A 14,569-nucleotide genomic window follows, 5' to 3' on the forward strand; every position below is an offset into this window, starting at 1 on the left:
CGTAACCGCGGTACCAACTACCCGCGCTCAGCAATTGCGATTGTCATCTCCGCCATCTCTCTCATCGGCGTTCTCATGGTGCCAAAGGGCATTCAGGACCGCGACCTGCACGTCTAAAGCGCACAAGCGAAAGGCCCGAGCTCTCCTCAATCTAGGAGAGGCTCGGGCTTTTGTCGTGCGGCGGATGTCACAGGTTAGCTAGAGCCCCAGCTGGGCGTTAGCCACTGAATCTTCGGCACCGCGGATTGCCTGGCGGGCTGGGTCGTGGAACTGCACCGGCACGAAGTTAAGGATTTGCTGCTCCAGCGGGGAAGGCTGGCGGCCCGAATTGCGGATGCCGTCAGCGGTGATGCGAACGGCACCCAAGATGTCGCTGGTGAGCTGGGAGGCTGCGCCATAAGTATTCGCCGCGATGGTAAAGCCATTGCCAAAGGAGGCGGTGGCATGGACGTTGCGGTTATCGTCCCAGCCGAACTTCGTGCCCACAACACCCGGCACGCGTGAGGTGCCAAAGTCTTGCTTATAGCCGTCAGCGGCAACGGGGGAAGCGGTGCGCATACCATTGATAATTGGCGTGGCTAGTGGGTCGCCCACAATCGCGGAGGTAAAGCGCGCAAGGTCCTCAGTAGAGGTAGTGGTGTTGCCCCAGAATCCTGGGTAGTGGGTCTCATGCAGGCCAAACTGGCCGATGACCTCAGGGATTGCCTGCGGGTAGCGGCGGTCCAAGTCTGTGGCCGTGCCGTCCTCGCTGAAACGAATCATGTTCTCCACGCGGGCTTTATCCGCCGGAGCGCCGTGCTGCAGCACCCAATAGCCCAAGTAGAGCTTGACCAAGGAAAGCGCCGGGCGAGATTCGTGGGAATTAGCAGTAGAGACCACTGTGCCATTGCTGTAGCGCAGCGTGACCTGAGTACGCCCGGGCACAGCGTTAGGGTCGATGGTGATGCCAGCCTGGGCAACGGGCGTGACGAGGCCGGCGGCGAGGGTGCCAACCAGCGCGGCAGCAGAGATAGAGAGACGGGAACGCATAGGAAAATAGTAACAGCGCTGGGAAAATTAATTGTTCCCAGCGCTGCTAAATAGTTTGTCTAGATTTCTACGATCGTGCGGCCATGGTGGGTGCCGGCGAGCAGCTCCTTGGCGGCGTCTGCGATATCGTCGAGCGCGATGGTGTTGGAAATAGAATGCAGCATCTCAAGATCAAGGTGTTCGTCCAGCAGCTTCCAGGCGTCCTCGCGGACCTTGAGCGGTGCGTCGACGGAGTTGCCGCCTGCCAGGACGATGCCGCGCAGGATGAATGGCAGTACCGAAGCCGGGAGGTCAGGACCAGCGGCCATGCCGGTTGCTGCCACGACGCCGCCCCACTTGACCTGCGCCAAGACGTTGGCCAAGACGGTGGAGCCAGCGGTGTCTACCGCGCCGTCGTAAAGCGCCTTCTGCAGCGGACGGCCGGTCTCCGAGAGCTCGGAGCGATCAATGATGTGGTCTGCGCCCAGGGCCTGCAAGTACTCGCTTTCGCTATCAACGCGGCCGGTAACGGCGGTGACCTCGAAGCCCAGGGACTTGAGCAATTGGACGGCGATGGAGCCCACGCCGCCCGTGGCGCCAGTGACCAGCACATGGCCCTCGCGCGTGCCGTGGGTGAGCAGCTGGTTGACGCAGATGGCGGCGGTGTAGCCCGCGGTGCCGATTGCTGCGGCGTCGGCAGCGGTGAAGCGCTCCGGAACCACGAGGGTGGCGTTGGCATTCACGCGCTGCTTAGTGGTGTAGCCGCCGTGGCGGAATTCTCCCAAGCCGTCGCCGAAAGCGGCCACCAGGGCGCCCTCAGGTAGACGTTCATCGTTTGACTCCGCAACGGTGCCCACGACGTCGATGCCCGGCACCAGCGGGTTGATGCGCATGACGCCCTTGTTACCGTCGAGTGCCATTGCATCCTTGTAGTTCAACGAAGAATGGGAAACGTTAACCAGTACGTCGCCCTCGGCCAGAATCGGCTCATCCTCGAAAGCGTGAGAGATGGAACCGTCTTCGTTTCGCGTGACTTTGAGTGTGCTCATGCCCACGATGGTACGCCCATTATGAATCAGTGTTTTGCCAGCGAAGTACACGGCAAAAGTACAGCTTTTGTTGTTAGATTCTCGGACATGCTCGTTACCGAACAAACCACTCATTCGCGCAGCCGTATTCCGGCGGCCCCGCGCCGCCACCAAACGCTGCGCCGTGACTCACTTCTAGTCACGGCGCTCGTGCTGCTCGTTGTTGGTGTGGCGACGTTGGGTAAATCCTTCATTGAGATCCCCGGCGTGGTCAATGCCTCCGCGCATGCGGTGCGAAGCTTAGATCTGCAAATGTTCAACGGTTTTGATCATCCGACCATCTGGTACGGGCCTTGGACCAACACCATCGGCAATTTCTTGTTGTTTATGCCACTCGGCGCAAGCCTTATCGTGATGGGCCAGAATCTGCGCCGCGTGCGCTTTGGCCTCGGCGGAACCATCCTGGCCGGCTTGGCGCTGAGCTTGAGCATCGAAACCCTCCAGTACCTCTTCGCCCTCGGCTTCAGCGACGTTGATGACCTTGTGTTCAACACCTTGGGCACCGCCGTGGGCGCATTCTTTTTGGCCCGGATAAGCAAAGAGCTGCAGTCCAAAGTCCTACACCGTATGGGATTCATTGCAGCGACCGCGCTAACCGTTTTGGGCTGCGCGCTAGTCACGGGGTTTGTTGCTTAATCTTCTGCTCTGAGTTTTCTACGCGGCCTTCTTTGCGGAGCGCGACTCTCGCACAATTCCACTGCCGAGAAGGACTAGTCCGAAGGCTACCCATGCGAGCAGAGTCCATACCTGGGTGGCGATACTTGCTGCAGGGAAGTAGTTAACCAGGCGCAGCAGCGTAGCTGTGGCGCCGTTAGGCAGGAACTGGCCGAAGTATCCCCAGCTGCCGGACACGAATTCCTTGGGGGCCATGGTACCGGCCAGTGGGTTGCCCACCAGCATGATGGTCAGTGCGCCGAGACCAAAGCCGGGGGCGCCAAGCAGCGCCCTTAGGCCTAGGATGAAGCTGGAGACTGCGGCGATGCCTAGTGTGAATACGCCGGTCGATGCCCAGAAACTATCTGGCAGTAATCCGAATACTCCGCCGATTACTGCGGTGGTGAGCAGTCCGGCAATGGGGGCAAAGATTGCTAGGGCGAGGAGACGCTGCGAGTTTCGCTTCAGGAGGAAGGAAGGAATCGCTGCACCGAGCATGCCGCCGATGGCAACGGGGATAATAGCCATATTCATGGCGAGGCCCTGCGGGTCTTCGCTGCTGGTGGGCACAACGTCGGTGGTCTTGACGGTGACGTTAGGGAGTGCGTCAGCCGGGATGCCCTTCGCGGCAGCCATCGCCTGAGCTTGCTGGTTTGCCATTGCCTCTACTGGTTGCGCGAGGTTCTTCACGATGTTGCCTTGTGCGGCGCCGGCAGCGCTTGCGGTGAGGACCTCTGGTTCTTGGCCCAGCACGATGGCGCCGTAAGCCTCGTGTTCTTCGATGAGGGATACCGCGGCTGCGCGGTCTTCTACAGGTGTTATCTCGAAGAGTCTGGGTTGCTTCTGCTCAAAGGCTTCAGAAACCTTGCTCACTTGTTCTTGGGTTCCAACTACTGCGAGTGGGAGGTCTTTGGGGGTCATCGTGGCCATGGGCCACAAGAAGGCAAGTACGAAGAGGCACACTGCGAGAGGTGCCAAGAATCCAACGGCGATTGCCTTGGTCCAGTCTTTCATGTCGTTCCTTTGCTTGATTTTCAACGCTTGTTGAATAAGATATTTCAACAGTTGTTGAAAGTCAACACGTGATGAATTCTTCGAGGGTTCGAGGAAGTAAGGTTGAAGCCATGGCAGCTAAAGGCAAGGTCGAAGAATCCGGTGACGGTGCTCAGCCAGGGGCTGAGCATAAAAAGGCAGAGCGCAAGAAAGCTGGACGTCGTCCAGGCGCCCCAGAAGCGCGCGAGAAAATTCTGGAAGCCGCCTGCATGAGGTTTAGCGAGGTGGGCTTCGAAGCCACCACCATCCGCGCGGTCGCCAAAGAAGCCGACGTCGATCCCGCTCTCGTCATGCATTACTTCAAGAACAAGGACGGCTTGTTCGATGCGGTAATCGCGGACCTAAAAATGCTTCCGGCTCAGTTGGGGGCGTCTACTGACCTTCGAGGATTCATCGCGAACTATCTGCGCCTGTGGGAAAGCGAGGACATGGGTCCGCGTTTGCGTGCTGTGGTTCGCGGCGGCATTGGCTCTTCACATGCATCAGCTATCCTCCGTGAATCGATCATGGACAGCTTCGTAACGGCCCTTTTAGAAACAGAGTTCGCCCAAAGTACGATTAGTGAAGGTAATCTCCTGGGCAAGATCGCGTATTTGGGTCCTATTCTCATTGGAACGGCGATTGCTCGCTACGTCGTGGAGGTTCCGCTGATGACGGAGAAGAGCATCGACGACATAGTGGAGGACATGTATCCCGCTATCGAGACGCTCCTATCTAACCAAGGCTAAGGCTTGAGGTTTTTCACGAACTCCGCGACATCGGTAGCCGCCTGCTTGGCAAAGGGGCTAACACCCGTGATGGTGGCTGAGCCCGGGCCAGTCCACGTGCCGTATCCCACGAGGAAGAGCCCCGGCACGGTGGGCTGGCGGTCTACCAGGAGGCGAGAAATGGGGCGAAGTGCGGGCCGGAAGCCGGTGGCCCAAATCAGGTGATCCGCGTCGATGTCGTCGAGGGAATCCGGCATCGGGGTGGCGCGCAGGAGCCCTTCATCACGCGCCTTGAGCACCGGCGGGACCATGACGATATCGCCCAGGTTCGTATCCGCGCCGGGGTCAGGCTCGCCGCGATTGATGGCGTTGAGACGCTCGCGGTTGCGCCGGAAGAGCACGCGTCCGTCGACGTCGTCAGGCATCCAGCGCGGCTCGCCCCTCGTTAGCCAGGTCGTGGAAATGTCTTCAAGCAGCAGATCTGCCGCGATCTGTGCGCCGGAATTGGCCGCGCCCACCACTGCCACGCGGGAGCCGCTGAACTCCGCGACGCCGGGATAAATGGCCGAATGCCATTGTGTCCCCGCAAACTTACCGGGGTAGTACGGGATGAAGGGCGCACGCCAGGTACCCGTGGCCGCCACCACGGTGCGGGCCATCAAACGTTCCGTGTCCGAGTAGACGTGGAAGAACTCGCCATCGTGCTCCACGGACTCAACCATGAAGGGGCGTCGTACCGGCAGCTCATAGCGCTCCTCGTAGCGAGTTAGATAATCCACTACATGGCTCGCCGGCGGGAAGCCTTCATAAAAAGGCATGGGCCAGCCCGGTAGGTTGGAGGCGCTCGTGGTGCTAAATAAAGTCAGCGAGGGCCAGGTGTGCAGCCACGCACCACCAGGGCGCGATTCCGCATCCAAGATGGCGAAGTTCAAGCCCTTTCTGCGCAGGTAATAGCCCGTGGCCAGCCCTGCTTGGCCGCCGCCTAAAACGAGGCAATCATAAACCTGCGCGGACACTTAAATGAGCTTCCTTTCCCGGGCCACGGTGACAGCCGCTGTGCGGGTATCCACGCCCAGCTTCTGGTAGATGTGAATCAAGTGCGTCTTCACTGTAGCTTCCGAGATGAACAGGCGCTGGGCAAGCTCCTTATTCGATTTGCCCGTGGCCAGGGCTTCTAGGATCTCCAGCTCGCGGCTGGAAAGCGCCACCTCGGGGCGGGTGATGCGCTCGGCCAAAAGTGCTGCCACCTCGGGTGCCAGGGTGCGTTTGCCGGCGGCCGTGGCGAGGACGGCGTCGTGAAGCGCCTGCTCCGGCGCATCCTTTAGGAGATAGCCCAGGGCGCCTGCCTCCACGGCGGAAACGATGTCGGATTGGGTGTCATAGGTGGTGAGGATGAGCACCGGCGGGCCGCCAGCTTGGGCGAGCTGGGAAGTGGCCGCAATGCCATCGGTGCCGGGCATCTGGATATCGCAAATGACCACGTCAACATGTGGAGCATCGGGAGCTGCAAGTTTGGCGACGTCCGCCCCATCCGCGCCTTCTAGCACCACATCGATGTCGGGGAAAGCGTTCAAAATGGCCCGCAGGCCGGCGCGCACCACGGGATGATCATCGATGAGCATGACGTTAAGCATCCTGGTCCTCTACTTTTTGCGGTATACGGATAGCAAGGGCGGTTCCCTCGCCTGGGGAAGATTCCACCGTGAGCGTACCGCCGTGGCTTTCCACGCGCTGGCGTAGGCCCCGTAGCCCGAAGCCACCTTGCGAAGGTGAAGTAGGGTCCATGCCTTCTCCGTCGTCGACGATGTCTAGCGTGGTCTCGCCTTTAAAACAGCCTAAAGTGACCACTGCGCGCCGGGCGCCAGAATGCTTGAGCATGTTGTTGAGCCCTTCCTGTGCGGCGCGCAGCAGGTCCTGGCGGTGGGCCTCGGGAACGGTGCTTTCGCCGGAAACAACCAGCTCGATGTCGGTGTCCTTCCCCAGCGCAGCGGCCTGGGCGGCAGCTGAATCCACCACCTGCTGGAGGGCCTCCTCCAGCGATGGGGCAGGGGCGGCTAGCTCGCTGACGAAGCGGCGGGCCTCGCTTAAGTTCTCGCTGGCCACCTTTTCAATCAGCGCCAGTGTCTCTGGGGAAGGATCTTTTTGAGCCGCGCGCGAGAGCAGAACGATGGAGGAAAGGCCTTGGGCCACGGTGTCGTGGATCTCCCGGGAGAGCCGTTCGCGCTCTTCCAGGCGGCCTGCTTGGTGCTCGCTCGTGGCAAGTTCGGCCTGGGTGGCGCGCAGCTGCCGGGCTACCGCCGCATGGTGCGCTGCTTCCGCTTGGACCATGCGCCCGGCATGGAAGGCGCCGATGGCAAAGGTCGTGCCGATGAAGGGGCCGATGGCCGCCGCGATGGTCCATTCCGCCGGATGCTGCCAGGCGGGCAGGAAGGCCGCCAGTGCCCATAACAATCCGCTGCAGGCGATGCCCGGCCAGCGGGGAAGCGAGCTTAGAAAAGCAAAGACCAGCGGGAATTCTAGCCACATGAAGTCCTGGGCATGCACCATGAGCCCGCACCACAGCACGCACAGCCCTACCAGCCACAGGGCGCGGGGGAGTACGCGCCGCAGTGCGTAGACCACGGCCAATGCGACTGCCAGACCAAGGGCGCGGGCGTCGAGTCGCTCATCGAGCCCGGCGCGCAGCAGACCGAATAACAACAAAAACGCGAACATCACGTGTAGCCCGGCGCGCCAGGGTCTAAGGCGCTTATGGAAGGTCAGCGGGGAGCGCTGTTTCACGTCATTCACAGCCTTTTACCCTAACCCTCAGGCGGGACATGGGGAATCAACCAGTTGGTTGACTCGAAGTTCAACTAGCGGCCCGATTACTAATCCGCGCGCGGTAGCGATGCTTGAAACTATGTTTCTTGCACTTAGAGAATTGCGCGCAGCCCGCGGGCGCTTTGCGCTGATTGGGACCGTGGTCGCGCTCATTACCTTGCTTTTGGTCATGCTCTCTGGGCTCACGGAGGGCCTGAGCAAACAAAACACCTCGGCTTTGGAGGCCTTGGGGCATGAATATAAGCAGGCGAGCTTTAGCACGCAGAAGCCAACTTTTACGGAGTCAGAGATTTACGCGGACGACGTGGTGCCTGGCAGCGCGCCTTTGGGCACCGCGCAGACCAAGGTGGAGGGCTTCGGCGGTGTGGCTGTGCTGGGCCTGCCGGCGGGCGAGCCTATTCCGGGTACCAAGCAGCAGGTGCCGGCCACGGGAGTGGTGGCATCGCAAGCGATCACGCAGGGAAATTCCGTGGTGATTGGGGATGAGGCCTATGCCGTTCGCGGCACCGTGCCGGATCTGTACTATTCCCACTCACCGGTGCTGTGGGTTTCCACGCAGACTTGGGCGCAGTTGAGCCACGCGCCTTCCGACGTCGTGGGTACCGCCCTGCTGCACGCGAACAGCGTTACCACCGGGCTTCCCACGTCCGTCAGCATGCGCGAGGCCTTAAGCGGCCTGCCCGCCTACAACTCGGAGCGCGGCTCACTTTTGACCATGCAGGGCTTCCTGTATGCAATTTCGGCGCTCGTGATGGTGGCTTTCTTGAGCATCTGGACCATGCAGCGCACCCGCGATCTTTCGATTCTGCGTGCGCTGGGGGCGCGGACGCGCTACCTGCTTGGCGACGCCCTGGCACAATCCGCACTCATCCTCGCCCTCGGAGTTGGTGTGGGTGCCGCAGTGGGCTGGGGCCTGGGCGCGCTCGCGCAATCGACGGTGCCTTTTGTGCTCTCGGCGCGCACGATTGCTGCCCCGGCCGCTGGCATGTGGGTACTCGGCATGCTGGGCGCGGTCCTGGCCACTCGCCGAATCAGCAAAATCAACCCTTTGGATGCGTTGGGAGGACAAGGCTAATGCTAGAAATTGAAAACGTGACGGTCACCTTTCCCGATGGCCGCGATCGCGTGGTGGCGTTGGACGATGTCAGCCTGGAAATCAAGCCGGGCCAGCTCATGGCCGTCGTCGGCGAATCCGGCTCCGGCAAGTCCACCTTGCTCTCTGTGGCTGCTGGGCTAATCGAGCCTGATAGTGGTCGCGTGCGGGTAAGCGGTGAGCGCGGCATCATCTTCCAACAATCCAACTTGGTTAGCTCGCTCAATGCCCTGGATCAGCTGCTCATTGTGGACCATATGGCAGGCCGAAAACCTCGCCGTGAAAAGGCGCGGGAGTTGCTTGAGTATGTAGGCCTGCCTGGGATGGAGGCTCGCCGCATCACCCAGCTTTCTGGCGGTCAGCGCCAGCGCATCAATATCGCGCGTGCCTTGATGGCTGATCCCGAGGTGCTGCTCGCGGATGAGCCGACGGCGGCGCTGGATTCTGCGCTCTCGCGCGACGTCGCCAAGCTGCTGCGTGACATCACCGATGAACAACAGACCGCAACGATGTTTGTAACCCATGACCGCAGCCTGCTGGATTTTGCGGACACTGTGGTCACCGTCAAGGACGGAAAGTTGGCGTCCGGTAACTAAAGTCCTGCAAGTGGGCGCAAACGGAGTATTCTGTTTTCCCGTTATGCCGAAAAATAATCCGCGAGTGCGCGTCACGCCCACCACCTATCCCCGCATGGCGCAATGGACCGGAGTGCATTACACGATGCTTTCTGTGACCATTGCCGCATGCGGTGTATTCATCGTGGCTGCACGGCGCATCCGGGGCACTACCAAGGAGACCTTCTACCGGCAGATGACTGGCTGGGTGATGCTGGTGCTCGGTACGGCATGGACCATCGTCTCCCTGGACCCTTCGCAATTCGACATCCGTGAATCTCTGCCGCTGCACCTGTGCGATGTTCTGCGCCCAGTGTTGGCGCTCGGTCTGATTACGGGCAATGAGCATGCGCTGACGCTGACCTATTACTGGGGCATCATCTTGAACCCGCAGGCGATTATCACCCCAGATGTTATTTATTACTTCGATCCGCGCTGGCTGCGCTTTGCCACCTACTGGTTCTTCCACATCACCGCACTGGCCATTCCGTTGGCGTTGACCTTCGGCTTGGGCTACCGCCCGACGTGGAAGGGCTACCGCTTTGCGGTGGGAGTAACCCCGGTGTGGATGGCCAGCGTCATGGCGGTCAACGCCCGCACAGATGGCAACTATGGATTCTTAAACCACGCGCCGGGCAGCCCCTCCATCATCAACCTGCTGGGGCCGTGGCCGTGGTACATCCTCGCCGAGATCGGCGCCGTGGCAGGTGCCTGGGCTGCGATGACGTGGCCGTGGGAGACCCGTAGGCTGCGCCGCGGCACGGTGGCTGCCGGTGCCAAGGGGCTGCTGCGTCGCTCCGTGCGCGCCGTAGCAAATAGGCTTTAGCGAGCCATACGCAAAAGCTTGGCGACGGCCCGCGGGATCGCCGCGGCAATCTGCGAAGCCGAGCAGATGGCATAGCCCTCCGGCGTTTGCGCCGCGATGGCTGCCGCATGGGCATGGATGGCCCCGGCATGCAGGACCTCGGTGATTAGCGCTTCCTGCAGATCAAAGTCAGCCTTCTCCTGCAGCTGCTCATCGAGATGCATCTGTGCGAGGACTGCGCCGAGGATGCCCGCGAGCACGTCGCCTGAACCAGGGGTAGCGGCATAGGAATGGCCTGCATTGTAGGCATAAATGGGTTGGCCGGGTGTGGTAACCAGGGTATTTCTTCCCTTGAGCAGCACGATGCAGCCCAGTGCCGTGGCGAGCTCCTGCAGTGGCGCTGCTTTGCCTGATGACAGGTCGAGGCCCTTGTTGAAGGTCGCCTCGTAAAGCTCGGTGAACTCGCCCAGGTGAGGGGTGAGAACCGTGACGGGCAGGCTTCCCAGGCGGGCGCGCAACTCGGGGTGACGGGCAAGGAGTCGCAGCGCATCGGCATCGATGACGGCCGAGATGAACCCATCGAGTACCTCCGCGAGCTCCGCTTGGGCCGCAGCGTCAGTACCGCGTCCTGGGCCCACGACGATGGCCTGGGCGTGACCCGCTGAGTCAAGATCTGGGTGAACCACGAGTTCCGGCAGGAGCGAGGTGATGGAGCGGTCTCCGATAAAGCGCACCATGGCCGGGTTGGTGCGCACTGCCGCGGTGGCTGCCAAGATGCCAGCTCCGGGATAGGTGTCGCTTCCGGCGGCAATAGTGACCACTCCGCCGGAATACTTATCGGAGGAAATCCCTGGGGTGGGGTCAACGATTGGTCCGGTACAACCAACCGGGCGCGGGTGCGTGGCGATGCCGTGGGCTGTCTCGATGTTGCCGGGGCGCCACGCATATGCGGATTCCAGGGTGGGCTCGTTGGCGATGTGCCCGGCCGGTTGCGCGAGCGATTCGAGCATCGCGCTAAACGACGTCGCGCCGGGCAGCGTTAAATCCGCCAGCACCACCTGGCCGCACTCGGCCGCAAGCACATGACCCATGCGTGCCCAACCGAAAGTTACGGTGACGTCAGCATGCACTGCGCCTTTGCGGGCGGCTACGCCGGTGTCTGCATTAATGCCAGTGGGCATATCGACTGCTAGCACCGGAATGCCTGCTGCCTGCTCGTAGACCTCCAGCGCCTGGCCGCTGAGCCCGCGTCCGGAACCGAGGCCCGCCACGGCGTCGATAAGCAAGCTCGTGTCATCGGGCAGGGAAGCGGTGGAATTAGGAGTGGACCCACTATTTAGAACCTCGCCGCCGGCTTCCTCGAAAGCCGCAAGGGCGGCTGTGTGGCAGGTCTCAGGTACGAGGGCTGTGACGGCGTGTCCCTGCTGGGCGAGGAGAGCGCTGGCGAAAAGGCCGTCGCCGCCGTTGCCCCCGCTGCCTGCCAGAATCATCACGCGGCCTGGGTGCGCGGCGAGCATTACTGCGGCGGCATCGGCCACCGCGTGGGCGGCCAATTGCATGAGCTGGTCTGGAGAGCTCTGCTGGGCAAGCAGGCGCTCCTCGGCAGCGCGGACGGCGTCGACGTGAAAGGCATATCGCATGCCGTCCAAAATACCCCCTTGCTTAGGCTGGAGCGTTCTGGCAGGTAGGGCACCAGAACAGGTTCCTGCCTTCGAGCTTCTTTTCTGCGATGGGCTCGCCGCAGATATAGCAAGGCATGCCGGCGCGGCGGTAGACATAAACCTCGCCGCCATGGTCATCCTTGCGTGGCGCGCGGCCCATGGCCTCTGGCGTGTGCTCCGGGCGGACCGTGTCGATGCGGGCGGTGGGCACGCCGGCGCGCATGAGTTCTACCAGGTCCTCCCAGATGACATCGAATTCGTGGCGGTCTAATTCATTGCCGGCAATAAAAGGCGAGATGTTCTGGCGGAATAAAACCTCGGCGCGGTAGATGTTGCCGACTCCGGCAAAGAGATGCTGATCCATCAGCAAGGAGCCGATGCTGCGGCTCGACCTGTGCACTCGCGGCCAAAGGTTAGCCGGTGATGCGTCCTCGCGGATGGGGTCGTGGCCAAGCTTGGCGAGCGCGACGTCATACTCGGCATCCGTGATGAGCCGGCACCACTGTGGCCCGCGGAGGTTGGCAGCTAGGTCATCGCTTTCGATGCGCAGGCGAATCTGGCCCCAGACATCATCCAAAGGCTCAAAGCGCAAGCTGCCGATCAGCCCGAGGTGGATATAGATGATGTGCTCTGGCGCATCGGCGGAAAAGTGCAAAAAGAGATGTTTGCCGCGCGCTTCGGCGAAATCGAGCTGCGTCCCATCGAGCACGGCTGCTTCCGCCGCAAAGCGGCCCTGCGGACTCGTGACGCGCAGCGGCCCACCCCGGAATTCACGGTCGAGGCGCTGTGCAAGGTGATGAATGATGTGGCCTTCGGGCATGGGGATAAGTCTATTGCATGTGCTGCGAAGAAAGCTCAAGGATAAAAGGACATTTTTCCGTTTGGAGTGTGGGATTGAAGTGCGAAGACGAGGCTTAAGCGTTCATTTCCTGCTTTAAAGGTCTAGGTTAAAAGGTGAAAGTTAACATAATAAACACTTATCTATTTCGTTACTTATCCTATAATGCGACCATATCTGATAAAGATCGGCCCTAGTGTATAGTGTCCCGTTTCACATTTATTTTTCTTCCGGGTTAATTGGACTAGAAAGTGCCAGCGCATGGCGCTAAATTTTTATAAAGCTAGATTTGGTTAGTGAAATTCTTTATCTGATTTTTGTCTGATTGGCTTTGCAAACGTTGATTTTGAGACCGCCGTTGATATGCTTCCCATGGATGTATCTACTGGTGAGTGATAGATCCAACCGCTGCGCATGTAGGGGTGCGTGGCGGCTATTGCCAGGTGGGTGGGACTGCCTGGTTGTAGAGGGTGAGGGCTTGTTCCGCATCCTTAGAGAGACAGGTAACGCCTGGGCCCGTCCTTTCCGGGGCCCAGGCGTTACTCGTATGTTTTAGGCGGCGTCGTCAGTGCGGTTTCTGGCGGTGCGGCGCCGTGGCAGGGCGTATGAGTAAACCCAGTTCTTTCGAGTAAAATCCAATCCAAAAGATCCAGCCCGGTTGCGGGGATTGTCTATGGCGGAAGGCCTTTAAATGACGCGTTTGCTTGGTTTTGACCGTGAGAAGTACATCGAGATGCAGTCGGAGCACATCCATGAACGGCGCCAAGCTATCGGCGGCAAGCTGTATCTGGAGATGGGCGGCAAGCTTTTCGACGATATGCACGCCTCCCGCGTGCTGCCCGGGTTCACTCCAGACAACAAGATCGCCATGCTTGAGCGCATCAAAGACGATGTCGAGATCCTCATCTGCATCAACGCTAAGGACATCGAGCGTCAAAAGATGCGCGCTGACCTCGGAATCCTCTACGAAGATGACGTTTTGCGCTTGGTCGACGTCTTCCGTGGCCGTGGCTTCCTAGTAAACAACATCGTCATGACCCAGCTGGAGGATGGCAACAGCCAAGCTGAGGCCTTCATTGACCGCCTGGAGCGCCTTGGCCTGAGCGTTGCGCGCCACCGCGTTATCCCGGGTTATCCTTCCAACACAGACCTCATTGTTTCTGAGGAAGGCCTTGGCCGGAACGAGTACGCGGAAACCACGCGTGACCTGGTTGTCGTCACTGCGCCGGGGCCAGGCTCCGGCAAGCTGGCGACCGCCCTATCGCAGGTCTACCACGAGCACCAGCGCGGTGTGCAGGCTGGATACGCCAAGTTTGAGACCTTCCCGATCTGGAACCTGCCGCTCGATCACCCAGTGAACCTGGCTTACGAGGCCGCAACCGTTGACCTCAACGACGCAAACGTCATCGATCACTTCCACTTGAGCGCATACGGCGAATCCACGGTGAACTACAACCGCGATGTTGAGGCTTTCCCGCTGCTTAAGACCCTCCTGGAGAAGCTGACCGGCAACACCCCGTACCAGTCCCCGACGGACATGGGCGTCAACATGGCCGGCTTCTGCATCACCGATGACGAAGTCTGCCGTGAGGCCTCCAAGCAGGAGATTATTCGTCGCTACTTCAAGGCTTTGGTGGAAGAGGCGCGCCTCGGCCTAGATTCCACGCAGTCCGAGCGCGCGGCCGTCGTCATGGCGAAGGCCGGCATCAAGTCTGATGACCGCCCAGTAGTAGCGCCGGCGCGCAAGCGTGCCGCCGAAACTGACGAGCCGGCCTCTGCGTTGCAGCTTGGCGACGGCACCATCATCACCGGCCGCACTTCTGCGCTTCTGGGCTGCTCCGCTGCGATGCTGCTCAATGCGCTTAAGCATCTCGCCGGCATTGACGATGAGATCCACCTGCTGAGTCCAGAGGCCATCGAACCGATCCAGAAGCTCAAGACCGAGTACCTGGGTTCACGTAACCCGCGGTTGCATACGGACGAGGTTCTCATCGCGTTGTCTGCATCGGCGGCCAAGGATGAAAACTCCCGTAAGGCCATGGCTCAGCTGAAGAAGCTAGCTGGTTGCGATGTTCACACCACCACGATTTTGGGCTCGGTGGATGAGGGAATCTTCCGCAATCTTGGGGTGCTCGTCACATCCGATCCAGTGTTCGCCCGCAAGCAGGCGCTTTACCAAAAGCGCTAAGTACGGAGTTTTCGGAAGAATTTAGGAAAAGAAACAG

At 60.5% G+C, this 14,569-nt stretch carries 14 protein-coding genes; 6 read left to right on the forward strand and 8 right to left on the reverse strand.

What is annotated here, in order from left to right; translation table 11 throughout:
• Positions 1-198 precede the first annotated feature (198 nt).
• Both HMPREF3148_RS03415 and HMPREF3148_RS03420 read right to left on the reverse strand, forming a co-directional pair.
• A complete protein-coding gene (locus HMPREF3148_RS03415; protein WP_053093402.1) occupies positions 199-1,029 on the reverse strand; it encodes a hypothetical protein in 831 nt (276 codons plus the stop codon).
• Between the two features lie 59 nt (positions 1,030-1,088).
• A complete protein-coding gene (locus HMPREF3148_RS03420) occupies positions 1,089-2,057 on the reverse strand; it encodes an acrylyl-CoA reductase family protein (RefSeq protein WP_049146748.1) in 969 nt (322 codons plus the stop codon).
• A gap of 87 nt (positions 2,058-2,144) precedes the next feature.
• Between HMPREF3148_RS03420 and HMPREF3148_RS03425 the strand changes: the two genes are divergently transcribed.
• The gene (locus tag HMPREF3148_RS03425; protein WP_049146716.1) at positions 2,145-2,732 is read left to right on the forward strand and encodes a VanZ family protein; all 588 of its coding nucleotides are present in this window, start codon (positions 2,145-2,147) and stop codon (positions 2,730-2,732) included.
• Between the two features lie 18 nt (positions 2,733-2,750).
• On the opposite strand, the gene HMPREF3148_RS03430 is transcribed toward HMPREF3148_RS03425, so the two are convergent.
• A complete protein-coding gene (locus HMPREF3148_RS03430) occupies positions 2,751-3,764 on the reverse strand; it encodes an ABC transporter permease (RefSeq protein WP_070498534.1) in 1,014 nt (337 codons plus the stop codon).
• Positions 3,765-3,874: 110 nt separating this feature from the next.
• Here HMPREF3148_RS03430 and HMPREF3148_RS03435 point away from each other — a divergent pair, with 110 nt between their 5' ends.
• The gene (locus HMPREF3148_RS03435; RefSeq protein WP_070432719.1) at positions 3,875-4,531 is read left to right on the forward strand and encodes a TetR/AcrR family transcriptional regulator; all 657 of its coding nucleotides are present in this window, start codon (positions 3,875-3,877) and stop codon (positions 4,529-4,531) included.
• Here HMPREF3148_RS03435 and HMPREF3148_RS03440 read toward each other — a convergent pair.
• Genes HMPREF3148_RS03440 through HMPREF3148_RS03450 form a run of 3 tightly spaced genes read right to left on the reverse strand, consistent with a single transcriptional unit; the run spans position 4,528 to position 7,291 of the window.
• Positions 4,528-5,526, reverse strand: coding sequence for an NAD(P)-binding domain-containing protein (locus HMPREF3148_RS03440; RefSeq protein ID WP_049146722.1), 999 nt, complete (start codon positions 5,524-5,526; stop codon positions 4,528-4,530). The genes HMPREF3148_RS03435 and HMPREF3148_RS03440 overlap by 4 nt on opposite strands.
• On the reverse strand, positions 5,527-6,144 hold the full coding sequence (locus HMPREF3148_RS03445) for a response regulator (RefSeq protein WP_005530896.1): 618 nt from the start codon (positions 6,142-6,144) through the stop codon (positions 5,527-5,529). It abuts the gene before it with no gap.
• Positions 6,137-7,291: a sensor histidine kinase gene (locus tag HMPREF3148_RS03450; protein ID WP_246818800.1), complete on the reverse strand. Its 1,155-nt coding sequence runs from the start codon at positions 7,289-7,291 to the stop codon at positions 6,137-6,139. Before HMPREF3148_RS03450 ends, HMPREF3148_RS03445 begins: the two co-directional genes overlap by 8 nt.
• 121 nt (positions 7,292-7,412) lie before the next feature.
• Here HMPREF3148_RS03450 and HMPREF3148_RS03455 point away from each other — a divergent pair, with 121 nt between their 5' ends.
• From HMPREF3148_RS03455 to HMPREF3148_RS03465, 3 genes are read left to right on the forward strand one after another with little or no spacing between them, the layout of a single operon-like run.
• Entirely contained in the window at positions 7,413-8,408 is a 996-nt protein-coding gene (locus HMPREF3148_RS03455; protein ID WP_070508715.1) for an ABC transporter permease, read from the forward strand.
• Complete coding sequence (locus HMPREF3148_RS03460) at positions 8,408-9,022, forward strand: ABC transporter ATP-binding protein (RefSeq protein ID WP_049146727.1); 615 nt, start codon at positions 8,408-8,410, stop codon at positions 9,020-9,022. The genes HMPREF3148_RS03455 and HMPREF3148_RS03460 overlap by 1 nt, the downstream gene beginning before the upstream one ends.
• 43 nt (positions 9,023-9,065) lie before the next feature.
• Complete coding sequence (locus HMPREF3148_RS03465) at positions 9,066-9,866, forward strand: YwaF family protein (RefSeq protein ID WP_235591091.1); 801 nt, start codon at positions 9,066-9,068, stop codon at positions 9,864-9,866.
• On the opposite strand, the gene HMPREF3148_RS03470 is transcribed toward HMPREF3148_RS03465, so the two are convergent.
• A complete protein-coding gene (locus tag HMPREF3148_RS03470) occupies positions 9,863-11,485 on the reverse strand; it encodes a bifunctional ADP-dependent NAD(P)H-hydrate dehydratase/NAD(P)H-hydrate epimerase (protein WP_070508720.1) in 1,623 nt (540 codons plus the stop codon). The two genes, HMPREF3148_RS03465 and HMPREF3148_RS03470, sit on opposite strands and share 4 nt — an antisense overlap.
• Before the next feature lie 22 nt (positions 11,486-11,507).
• Positions 11,508-12,326, reverse strand: a complete 819-nt coding sequence (locus HMPREF3148_RS03475; RefSeq protein ID WP_070508716.1) for an Fpg/Nei family DNA glycosylase — start codon at positions 12,324-12,326, stop codon at positions 11,508-11,510.
• A gap of 709 nt (positions 12,327-13,035) precedes the next feature.
• Between HMPREF3148_RS03475 and HMPREF3148_RS03480 the strand changes: the two genes are divergently transcribed.
• A complete protein-coding gene (locus tag HMPREF3148_RS03480) occupies positions 13,036-14,532 on the forward strand; it encodes a DUF1846 domain-containing protein (protein ID WP_049062541.1) in 1,497 nt (498 codons plus the stop codon).
• Positions 14,533-14,569 lie beyond the last annotated feature (37 nt).

It is taken from the genome of Corynebacterium sp. HMSC05D08 (genome assembly GCF_001807215.1).
Taxonomy (GTDB): Bacteria; Actinomycetota; Actinomycetes; order Mycobacteriales; family Mycobacteriaceae; genus Corynebacterium; species Corynebacterium striatum.

Bases quoted from the DNA above. Each gene is read 5' to 3' on its own strand.
- HMPREF3148_RS03460 (WP_049146727.1), top strand. From the start codon at position 8,408: ATGCTAGAAATTGAAAACGTGACGGTCACCTTTCCCGATGGCCGCGAT.
- HMPREF3148_RS03420 (WP_049146748.1), bottom strand. From the start codon at position 2,057: ATGAGCACACTCAAAGTCACGCGAAACGAAGACGGTTCCATCTCTCAC.
- HMPREF3148_RS03475 (WP_070508716.1), bottom strand. From the start codon at position 12,326: ATGCCCGAAGGCCACATCATTCATCACCTTGCACAGCGCCTCGACCGT.
- HMPREF3148_RS03480 (WP_049062541.1), top strand. From the start codon at position 13,036: ATGACGCGTTTGCTTGGTTTTGACCGTGAGAAGTACATCGAGATGCAG.
- HMPREF3148_RS03435 (WP_070432719.1), top strand. From the start codon at position 3,875: ATGGCAGCTAAAGGCAAGGTCGAAGAATCCGGTGACGGTGCTCAGCCA.
- HMPREF3148_RS03415 (WP_053093402.1), bottom strand. From the start codon at position 1,029: ATGCGTTCCCGTCTCTCTATCTCTGCTGCCGCGCTGGTTGGCACCCTC.
- HMPREF3148_RS03430 (WP_070498534.1), bottom strand. From the start codon at position 3,764: ATGAAAGACTGGACCAAGGCAATCGCCGTTGGATTCTTGGCACCTCTC.
- HMPREF3148_RS03455 (WP_070508715.1), top strand. From the start codon at position 7,413: ATGTTTCTTGCACTTAGAGAATTGCGCGCAGCCCGCGGGCGCTTTGCG.
- HMPREF3148_RS03425 (WP_049146716.1), top strand. From the start codon at position 2,145: ATGCTCGTTACCGAACAAACCACTCATTCGCGCAGCCGTATTCCGGCG.
- HMPREF3148_RS03465 (WP_235591091.1), top strand. From the start codon at position 9,066: ATGCCGAAAAATAATCCGCGAGTGCGCGTCACGCCCACCACCTATCCC.
- HMPREF3148_RS03470 (WP_070508720.1), bottom strand. From the start codon at position 11,485: ATGCGATATGCCTTTCACGTCGACGCCGTCCGCGCTGCCGAGGAGCGC.
- HMPREF3148_RS03445 (WP_005530896.1), bottom strand. From the start codon at position 6,144: ATGCTTAACGTCATGCTCATCGATGATCATCCCGTGGTGCGCGCCGGC.